Origin of the sequence: Comamonas sp. B-9 (assembly GCF_000410635.1) — a bacterium.
Classification (GTDB): Bacteria; Pseudomonadota; Gammaproteobacteria; order Burkholderiales; family Burkholderiaceae_C; genus Comamonas.
In genome coordinates, this window is record NZ_KE148653.1 from 1 (window position 1) to 7,707 (window position 7,707).

General features: G+C 60.9%; 10 protein-coding genes. 8 read left to right on the plus strand and 2 right to left on the minus strand.

Annotated features, from left to right (window positions below):
- Both H928_RS0121505 and H928_RS0121510 read left to right on the plus strand, forming a co-directional pair.
- A partial coding sequence (locus H928_RS0121505) for a TrbI/VirB10 family protein (RefSeq protein WP_021028354.1) occupies positions 1–781 on the plus strand: 781 nt, incomplete at its 5' end.
- The gene (locus H928_RS0121510) at positions 778–1,053 is read left to right on the plus strand and encodes a DUF2274 domain-containing protein (protein WP_003056116.1); all 276 of its coding nucleotides are present in this window, start codon (positions 778–780) and stop codon (positions 1,051–1,053) included. The genes H928_RS0121505 and H928_RS0121510, both read left to right, overlap by 4 nt.
- A gap of 116 nt (positions 1,054–1,169) precedes the next feature.
- Here the strand turns inward: H928_RS0121510 and H928_RS0121515 are convergent, their stop codons facing one another.
- Together H928_RS0121515 and H928_RS31140 are read right to left on the minus strand one after the other, a co-directional pair.
- Complete coding sequence (locus H928_RS0121515; RefSeq protein WP_003056114.1) at positions 1,170–1,649, minus strand: copper chaperone PCu(A)C; 480 nt, start codon at positions 1,647–1,649, stop codon at positions 1,170–1,172.
- 26 nt (positions 1,650–1,675) lie between these two features.
- Complete coding sequence (locus H928_RS31140; RefSeq protein ID WP_076841736.1) at positions 1,676–2,167, minus strand: SCO family protein; 492 nt, start codon at positions 2,165–2,167, stop codon at positions 1,676–1,678.
- Positions 2,168–2,327: 160 nt separating this feature from the next.
- Between H928_RS31140 and H928_RS0121525 the strand changes: the two genes are divergently transcribed.
- The 6 genes from H928_RS0121525 to H928_RS29200 form a co-directional block, all read left to right on the plus strand.
- Positions 2,328–2,936, plus strand: coding sequence for a TetR/AcrR family transcriptional regulator (locus H928_RS0121525; protein WP_004393990.1), 609 nt, complete (start codon positions 2,328–2,330; stop codon positions 2,934–2,936).
- Positions 2,933–4,084 (plus strand): efflux RND transporter periplasmic adaptor subunit, encoded by a 1,152-nt coding sequence (locus H928_RS0121530; protein WP_003056109.1) that lies wholly within the window; start codon positions 2,933–2,935, stop codon positions 4,082–4,084. Before H928_RS0121525 ends, H928_RS0121530 begins: the two co-directional genes overlap by 4 nt.
- Complete coding sequence (locus H928_RS0121535) at positions 4,081–5,286, plus strand: ABC transporter permease (RefSeq protein WP_003056108.1); 1,206 nt, start codon at positions 4,081–4,083, stop codon at positions 5,284–5,286. The genes H928_RS0121530 and H928_RS0121535 overlap by 4 nt, the downstream gene beginning before the upstream one ends.
- A 1-nt stretch (position 5,287) precedes the next feature.
- Positions 5,288–5,998 (plus strand): ABC transporter ATP-binding protein, encoded by a 711-nt coding sequence (locus H928_RS0121540; RefSeq protein WP_003056107.1) that lies wholly within the window; start codon positions 5,288–5,290, stop codon positions 5,996–5,998.
- Between the two features lie 28 nt (positions 5,999–6,026).
- The gene (locus H928_RS0121545) at positions 6,027–6,500 is read left to right on the plus strand and encodes a cytochrome c (RefSeq protein WP_003056106.1); all 474 of its coding nucleotides are present in this window, start codon (positions 6,027–6,029) and stop codon (positions 6,498–6,500) included.
- Positions 6,487–7,707, plus strand: a 1,221-nt coding sequence (locus H928_RS29200; protein WP_043341446.1) for an efflux transporter outer membrane subunit, incomplete at its 3' end; no start/stop codon positions are given. The genes H928_RS0121545 and H928_RS29200, both read left to right, overlap by 14 nt.

Consider the following 7,707-nt stretch of genomic DNA (forward strand, 5'->3'; position numbering starts at 1 on the left):
CGCTGCGGCTGCGCCCGGCAGCGCCTTGGCGGGCTTCGACCCGCTGGCCGCTGGCCCGGCCTCGACGGCGGCCCAGCCATCCGACCCGACAGCCGTGCAGAACCGGCAAGACCAGAAAGAGGCTTTCCTGAAAGGCGGTTCTACGGAAACCCGCAATTCCGGCAATCTCCAGATGCCGGCCTCGCCGTATCAGGTCATGGCGGGAACGGGGATCGCGGGCGCGCTGGTGACGGGCATCAAGTCCGATCTGCCGGGCGACGTGATAGCCACGGTGACGGAGCCGGTCTATGACACGGCCACTGGCAAGTTCCTGCTGATCCCACAGGGATCGCGCATCCTGGGCAAGTACAACAGCCAGGTGAGCTACGGGCAGAGCCGCGTACAGGTGGTGTGGAACCGCGTCATCCTGCCGGACACGTCCTCGCTGAAGCTAGACAACCTGGCGGGCACTGACCCTGCCGGCTATTCCGGCCTGGAGGATGGCGTCGATTGGCATTGGGATCGCGTCTTCGCGGGTGCGGCGCTGACGACCCTGCTGGGCGTGGGTGCCGAGTTGGCCGCACCGGAAAACCGGCAGGATGGCAACCGCATCGTGATCGCTGGGCGCGATAGCGCGCAGGACAGCATCAACCAGGTCGGCCAAGAGATGACCCGGCGCAACATGAACATCCAGCCGACGCTGACCGAGCGGCCGGGCCTGCCGGTGCGGATCATCGTCAACCGCGATTTTGTGCTGCGGCCGTACCAGCCTATGTTCTTCAACCGTGGAATTGCGAAATGAACACCACCAGGAAGTTGCGGCTTGGGCCGCTGCCCAAGGTCGAGAGCGTCAAGCTGGCCTTTGCGTGCCCGGTCAGCCTGAAAGCCGACCTCGACCGTTACGCCGCGCTGCACGCGCAGGTGTACGGCGAAGCGGTCGATGCCACGACGCTGATCCCGCACATGCTAGAGGCCTTCATGCAAGGAGACCGTGGGTTTCAGAGAAACAGCGCTAGTAAACACGCATTGCAAAACGCTGGTGGAGTAACCATCTCCGGTTGCCGTACGCCGTGAGCTTTTTGGCTATGCGTGACCTAGGTTGCGGGAGTTGGCATCGCGGCTTCGAATTTCGAGGGCTGCAAGCGGTGGGGTGTGCTACAGGTGCGCCATTCACCCACCCGCCAAGTGCTTCAGTGCTTGTGGCCGCCCTGGGCATCGTGGCCAGCCGGCTGGGCGCTGGCGTTGAGCGCACGCACGGGAGCCTTCACTTCGACCGATTCGCGCTTGCCGTCCGGGCCCTCGATGACGAGGGTCAGAGGCACCGTGTCGCCTTCCTTCACCTGCTGCTTCAGGTCCATCAGCATCACGTGGTAGCCGCCGGGCTTGAGTTCCACGGTCTTGCCTGCGGGCAGCTCGACGGCCGGCACCTGGCGCATCTTCATCACGTTGTCCTGCATGGCCATCTCGTGGACCTCGACGGCGGGCGTAAGCGGCGAGCTGGCCGAGACCAGCTTGCTATTCTTGGTTGCCTTCAACTGCATGAAGGCGCCGGTGGCTTTCTGTTGCGGTACGGTGGCGCGCACCCAGGCATCTTTGACGGTGACTTGCGCCTGGGCGGTGGCCGCGAGCAGCGAGGCGGCGACGATGGCTGTGCGGATGACGAGTTTCATGGTGTTCTCCTTGAGGGGATAGAGGGTCAGGCAGGGTTCAAGAGCTTGCGGATGTCGTCCGCATAGTCTTGGGCGGGTTGCTCATGGCGCAGGGCCAAGCGCAGCTTTCCTAGCGGGTCGTAGACGTAGCTGAGCGATGTGTGGTCCATGGTGTAGGACGATCCCGTCGGCATTTTCTTGTAGTAGACCTTGAAGTCCTTGGCGATCTGTGCGGTGCGTTCCAGGTCGCCGTACAGACCGATAAAGCTGGGGTCGAATGCAGCCGTGTAGGCTTTGAGCACCTCGGGCGTGTCGCGCTCGGGATCGACCGTGACGAACAGTGTCTGGAAGCGCTCGCCGTCGGGGCCGAGAAGCCGCTTGACCTCGGCCGCCCGCGCCAGGGCCGTCGGGCAGACATCTGGGCACTGAGTGAAGCCGAAGAAGACCAGGATGGCCTTGCCTCGGAAGTCCGCCAGCGTGCGCTCATTGCCATCCGGGTCGGAGAGCCGGATGTCCGTGGCATAGGTTGCACCGGTCAGATCGACACCTTTGTACGTGGGGACGTCTCAGAAAACGGAAAATAAAGCACGTTAAGCCCATTGCAGACGCTAGATATTGACGAGTACGTCGGGTTTTCTCTTGTTTGAGTTGCCTCTTGTGGTAAGATAGTAATCAATTACTATCTTACAAGGAGTGCTCGTGGACACCCATCCAAAGCATCTGCCGGCCGATGAACGTCGTGCCGTAACTGTCGAGTCCGTCGTGGCGCTTGCCGGTTCACAAAACCCAAGCGAGATAACCACTGCAGCTATCGCTAAACACATGAACTTGACCCAGGGTGCGCTGTTTCGGCACTTCCCGAACAAGGAAGCCATTTGGCAGGCGGTCATGGAGTGGGTAGCAGAGCGCCTATTAGCCAGAATCGATCGATCCGCACAAGGAATCGAGTCGCCCTTGGCAGCCATGGAGGCGATGTTCATGAGTCATATCGAATTCGTAGCTGAGCACCCAGGCGTGCCAAGAATGATGTTTGGTGAGCTTCAGCGTGCCGAATCGACACCGGCCAAGCGCATGGTGCAAACCTTGATTCAGCGCTACGGCGAACGTTTGCATCGTCTCATCGAGAAAGGCAAGGCCAGCGGCGAGTTGTCTCCCTCGCTTGACAACGAGGCGGCGGCAACGCTGTTCATTGGCACGATCCAGGGCTTGGTCATGCAATCGCTGTTGGCGGGTGATGTGGGACGTATGCACCGCGATGCGCCGCGCGTCTTTGCAATTTATCGGCGTGGCATAAGGAGTGCGCAATGAAAAAGTTACCCTTGCAAGGCCGCACCCTGGCGCTGCTTGCCGTCATCATTCCTTTGCTGGTGCTTTTTATTTATGTCGGTCTGCGATCAGGGCCGCTCGCCCCGGTCGCGGTGACGGTGGCAAGCGTGGAATCACGGGCTATCACACCGGCGCTGTTCGGCATCGGCACGGTGGAGGCGCGCTACACCTACAAGATCGGGCCGACGTTTGCCGGGCGCGTCAAACGCCTGGAGGTGCATGTAGGCGACCAGGTCAAGGCCGGACAGGTGCTCGGCGAGATGGAGCCGGTCGACCTCGATGATCGGGTGCGCTCACAGGAGTCGGCATTCAAGCGTGCGGAAGCGGCTTTGCGCGAGGCAGAAGCCCGGCAAGCCTACGCGCAAACCCAGGCGCGCCGCTACGAGCAATTGTTTGCGGTGCGCTCGACCAGCGAGGAAATCGTCACCACCAAGCGGCAGGAACTGCAGATCGCCGATGCCGCCTTATCTGCCGCTCGGGAAGATATTGTCCGGGCACGCTCCGACCGCGAAGGACTCGTCGCGCAGCGGAGCAATCTGCGCCTGATCGCGCCGGTCGACGGTGTAGTCGCCGTGCGCGATGCCGATCCCGGCACGACCATCGTCGCGGGCCAGGCCGTGGTGGAAGTGATCGACCCCAAGAGTTTGTGGATCAATGCGCGCTTCGACCAGATCAGCGCATCGGGGCTGGCTGGGGGGTTGCCGACTCTTATCGTCCTGCGTTCGCGTGGTGGCCAGACCTTGAAAGGTCGCGTGCTGCGGGTGGAACCCAAGGCCGACGCGGTAACCGAGGAAACGCTTGCCAAGGTGACATTCGATAACAAACCAGAACCTTTGCCACCGGTGGGTGAACTGGCCGAAGTCACGGTTGACTTGCCGGCGCTCCCGGCCGCTCCACTGATCCCCAACGCTGCCGTCCAGCGTGAGGGCGACAAAGTTGGTGTCTGGCAAATCGTGGATGGTGATCTGCATTTCTCCCCGGTCAAGCTCGGCACTTCCGACCTCAATGGTTACGTGCAGGTGCGCGAAGGGCTCAAGAATGGGGACCAGGTTGTGACCTATAGCGAAAAGGCACTGACGGCGCGCAGCCGCATCCATGTGGTCGACCATATCCCAGGAGTGTCACGATGATCAGCCTGGCCGGCCGCGACATTCTCCATGCCTGGGGAAAATTCGTCTTCACCGGCATCGGTCTGGGTCTGCTGATCGGCGTCACCCTGGTCATGGCTGGGGTGTACCGAGGCATGGTGGACGACGGCAAGGCGTTGCTCGACAACAGTGGCGCTGACCTTTGGGTGGTGCAAAAGGATACTCTGGGTCCTTATGCGGAGTCGTCCAGCCTCAACGATGACGTGTATCGCGCCATTCTCGCCATGCCGGGAGTCTCACAGGCAGCGAACGTGACCTACCTGACCATGCAGGTACGCAAGGGCGAGAGTGATGTACGCACCATGGTGGTCGGCATCGCGCCCGGTGCGTTGGGGGCTACACCCGGATGGCCTCCTTATCTCGTCGCTGGACGCCAGATCACGCGCGGTCACTACGAGGCGGTGGCCGACATCGCCACCGGCTTCAAACTGGGAGATCGTCTTGCCATTCGCCGAAATCATTACACCGTCGTGGGGCTGACACGGCGCATGGTGTCGTCCAGCGGCGACCCGATGGTATTCATTCCGCTCAAGGATGCCCAAGAGGCTCAGTTCCTCAAGGACAACGACGCCATTTGGCAAAGCCGGCGTCGCACCGAAGCCAACCCGGCCTTCAATCGACCCGGTGTTACTGGTTTGCTGGATGCCGTGATTGCTTCACAGAGCACCAACGCGTTCGTCAATGCAGTGCTGGTCACTCTGAAACCTGGTCATGCGCCGGACGAGGTTGCCGAATCCATCCGGCGCTGGAAACGTTTGACGGTCTACACACGGGCACAGATGGAAGACATCCTCGTCGGCAAGTTGATCGCCACGTCGGCCAAGCAGATCGGCATGTTCTTGGTGATTCTGGCCATCGTTAGCGCGGCCATCGTTGCCTTCATCATCTATTCGCTGACGATGGACAAAATCCGCGAGATCGCGGTGTTGAAGCTCATCGGCACACGCAACCGAACCATCGCCGCGATGATCATGCAGCAGGCGCTCGCCCTGGGCGTGATTGGTTTCGTGGTCGGCAAGATCACAGCCACTTTCTCAGCGCCCCTGTTTCCCAAGTACGTACTGCTGATGCCGTTCGACTCCATCGCCGGTTTTTTCGCCGTGCTCGTGATCTGCGTTCTAGCCAGCATCGTCGCCATTCGCATGGCACTCAAGGTCGACCCGGCCGAAGCCATTGGAGGTTGAGATGAGTGGCAAAGGCATTCGCATCGAAGGTTTGAGAAAACGTTATGGCGAGGGCGATACCGCGGTCAATGCCTTGAAAGGCGTGGACATGCAGGTGGCACCCGGCGAGGTGGTGGGCCTGATTGGCCCTTCCGGGTCCGGCAAGAGCACGCTGCTCAAATGTCTGGGCGCGGTGATTGATCCGACCGCCGGTCGCATGACGCTGGGCGATGAAGTGATCTACGACGATGGCTGGAAAGTCCGCGACTTGCGCGCCTTGCGGCGCGACAAGATCGGTTTCGTTTTCCAGGCACCATACCTGATTCCGTTTCTCGATGTCACCGACAACGTGGCGCTACTGCCGATGCTCGCAGGCGTCGCGAATGGGGAGTCGCGCGCGAAGGCACTGGAACTGCTCACCGCGCTCGATGTGCAACACCGGGCTCGCGCCATGCCCTCGCAACTCTCCGGTGGCGAGCAGCAACGGGTCGCCATTGCGCGAGGTTTGGTCAATCGCCCTCCGGTGATCCTGGCTGATGAGCCCACAGCTCCACTAGACAGTGAGCGCGCCATGGCTGTAATCCGCATCCTCAATGACATGGCTCGGAAGTTCGAGACCGCCATCATCGTCGTCACCCATGACGAAAAGATCATCCCCACTTTCAAGCGCATCTACCACATCCGCGACGGTGTGACCCATGAGGAAGCTGGCGAAGGGCGGGAGTTCGAATGAGAGAACGATTGAATTACAGGAGAATTTCATGACCCACCGCAAACACAGCCACGCATTTGGAACTATCACCCTGACCGTTACGGCCTGCCTGCTTTTATGGGGTTTTCAGTTGCCAGCTTGGGCTGGTGACGCTACCCAGGTTGAGCCACTGGCGCTACGCAAGATCATGCAGGAACTCGGGCGCAACATGCAGGCTATTACCGGTGCGATTTCGCAGGAGGAATGGGTTCAGGTCGTTCAGCTCGCCCCAAAAGTTGCTGCACACCCCGAGCCACCGCTTACTGAAAAAATGCGCATCCTTGCTTACCTCGGCGCTGATGCGACCAAGTTCAGAAACTTTGACGCGCAGACTCACGAGGCGGCGCTGGCCATGAAGCTGGCTGCTGCGAGCAGCGACGGCAAGGCGGTGATCCAATCATTCGCCCACGTGCAGGAAAGCTGCTTGGGCTGCCACCAAGCTTTCCGTAAACCTTTCGTGGAGCATTTTTATGGAGCACGCTAAAACATGCCAGCGCCCCATCAGCCTCGAAAGACGGCTTGCGGCAACTTACCTGGTAGCTGGTCTGGTCACCGCCGGTCTGGCCGGTTGCGCCGCCGGCCCTGATTTTCAGCGTCCCACCGCACCCGATGTGGCTCGCTACACTGCAACACCGGTGGCTGATAGAACCGCGTCCGCTCCCACGCAGTTCGGCGAAACACAACGTCTAGTCGAAGGGCTTCCGATCGAAACGCAATGGTGGCAAAGCTTGGGTTCATCCACACTCGACGGACTGATCAACGAAGCTTTCCATGTCAGCCCGACGCTGGCGAGCATCAGCGCCAATTTGCGACAGGCGCAGGAGCTTCTTGCCGCACAGGCGGGCTCGACGCAATATCCACAGGTAGATGTCGCACTGGGATCTCAGCGCCAGCAAATGAGTCCCAGTAGCCAAGGGTTGAGCGGAGACGCACGTCAATTCAGCCTCTACAACGCCAGCGTTGGCGTGCATTACAACCTCGATCTGGCTGGCGGCAACCGGCGCGCACTCGAAGCCTTGGCTGCTCGCGCCGACTACCGTCGCTTCGAACTGAATGCTGCGCGCCTGGCCCTTGCCGGCAACATGGCAACCGCTGCCATTACCCGAGCACGCCTCGCCGCGCAACTAGAAGCCACTACTGCCATTTTGCGCGTGCAGGATGAGCAACTGCGCCTAGCCCATGAACGCGTGCGTATCGGTCAGGCCTCACCTGATGAAGCGTTGAGCCTACAAGCTCAGGCGGAGCAAACGCGGGCAGAACTGCCTGCGCTGCGTAAACAACTGCAACAAACCGAACATCTACTGGCGGTGCTAGCCGGTCGTGCCCCAGGCACGGGTGGCATCCCGGCCTTCACTCTGGCCGATTTCACTCTGCCCGTCGAGATGCCGCTCGTCGTGCCCTCAGAACTGGTGCGCCGCCGACCGGATATCCAGGCGTCAGAGGCGCTGTTGCATGCGGCCAATGCAGACTATGGTGTGGCTGTCGCCAAGCTCTACCCACAGATCAACCTGAGCGCCAACCTTGGCTCTCAAGCGCTGACCACCGGTACCCTGTTCGGTGGTGGCTCGGCAGTGTGGGGCCTGGTTGCGCAGCTCACCCAGCCTCTTTTTAATCCAGGGCTACCCGCTGAAAAAAGAGCGGCGCTCGCCGCTTTTGATGCCGCCGCAGCCAATTACCAGAGCGTCGTATTG

Bases quoted from the DNA above. Each gene is read 5' to 3' on its own strand.
- H928_RS0121535 (WP_003056108.1), top strand. From the start codon at position 4,081: ATGATCAGCCTGGCCGGCCGCGACATTCTCCATGCCTGGGGAAAATTC.
- H928_RS0121540 (WP_003056107.1), top strand. From the start codon at position 5,288: ATGAGTGGCAAAGGCATTCGCATCGAAGGTTTGAGAAAACGTTATGGC.
- H928_RS0121545 (WP_003056106.1), top strand. From the start codon at position 6,027: ATGACCCACCGCAAACACAGCCACGCATTTGGAACTATCACCCTGACC.
- H928_RS0121530 (WP_003056109.1), top strand. From the start codon at position 2,933: ATGAAAAAGTTACCCTTGCAAGGCCGCACCCTGGCGCTGCTTGCCGTC.
- H928_RS0121515 (WP_003056114.1), bottom strand. From the start codon at position 1,649: ATGAAACTCGTCATCCGCACAGCCATCGTCGCCGCCTCGCTGCTCGCG.
- H928_RS0121510 (WP_003056116.1), top strand. From the start codon at position 778: ATGAACACCACCAGGAAGTTGCGGCTTGGGCCGCTGCCCAAGGTCGAG.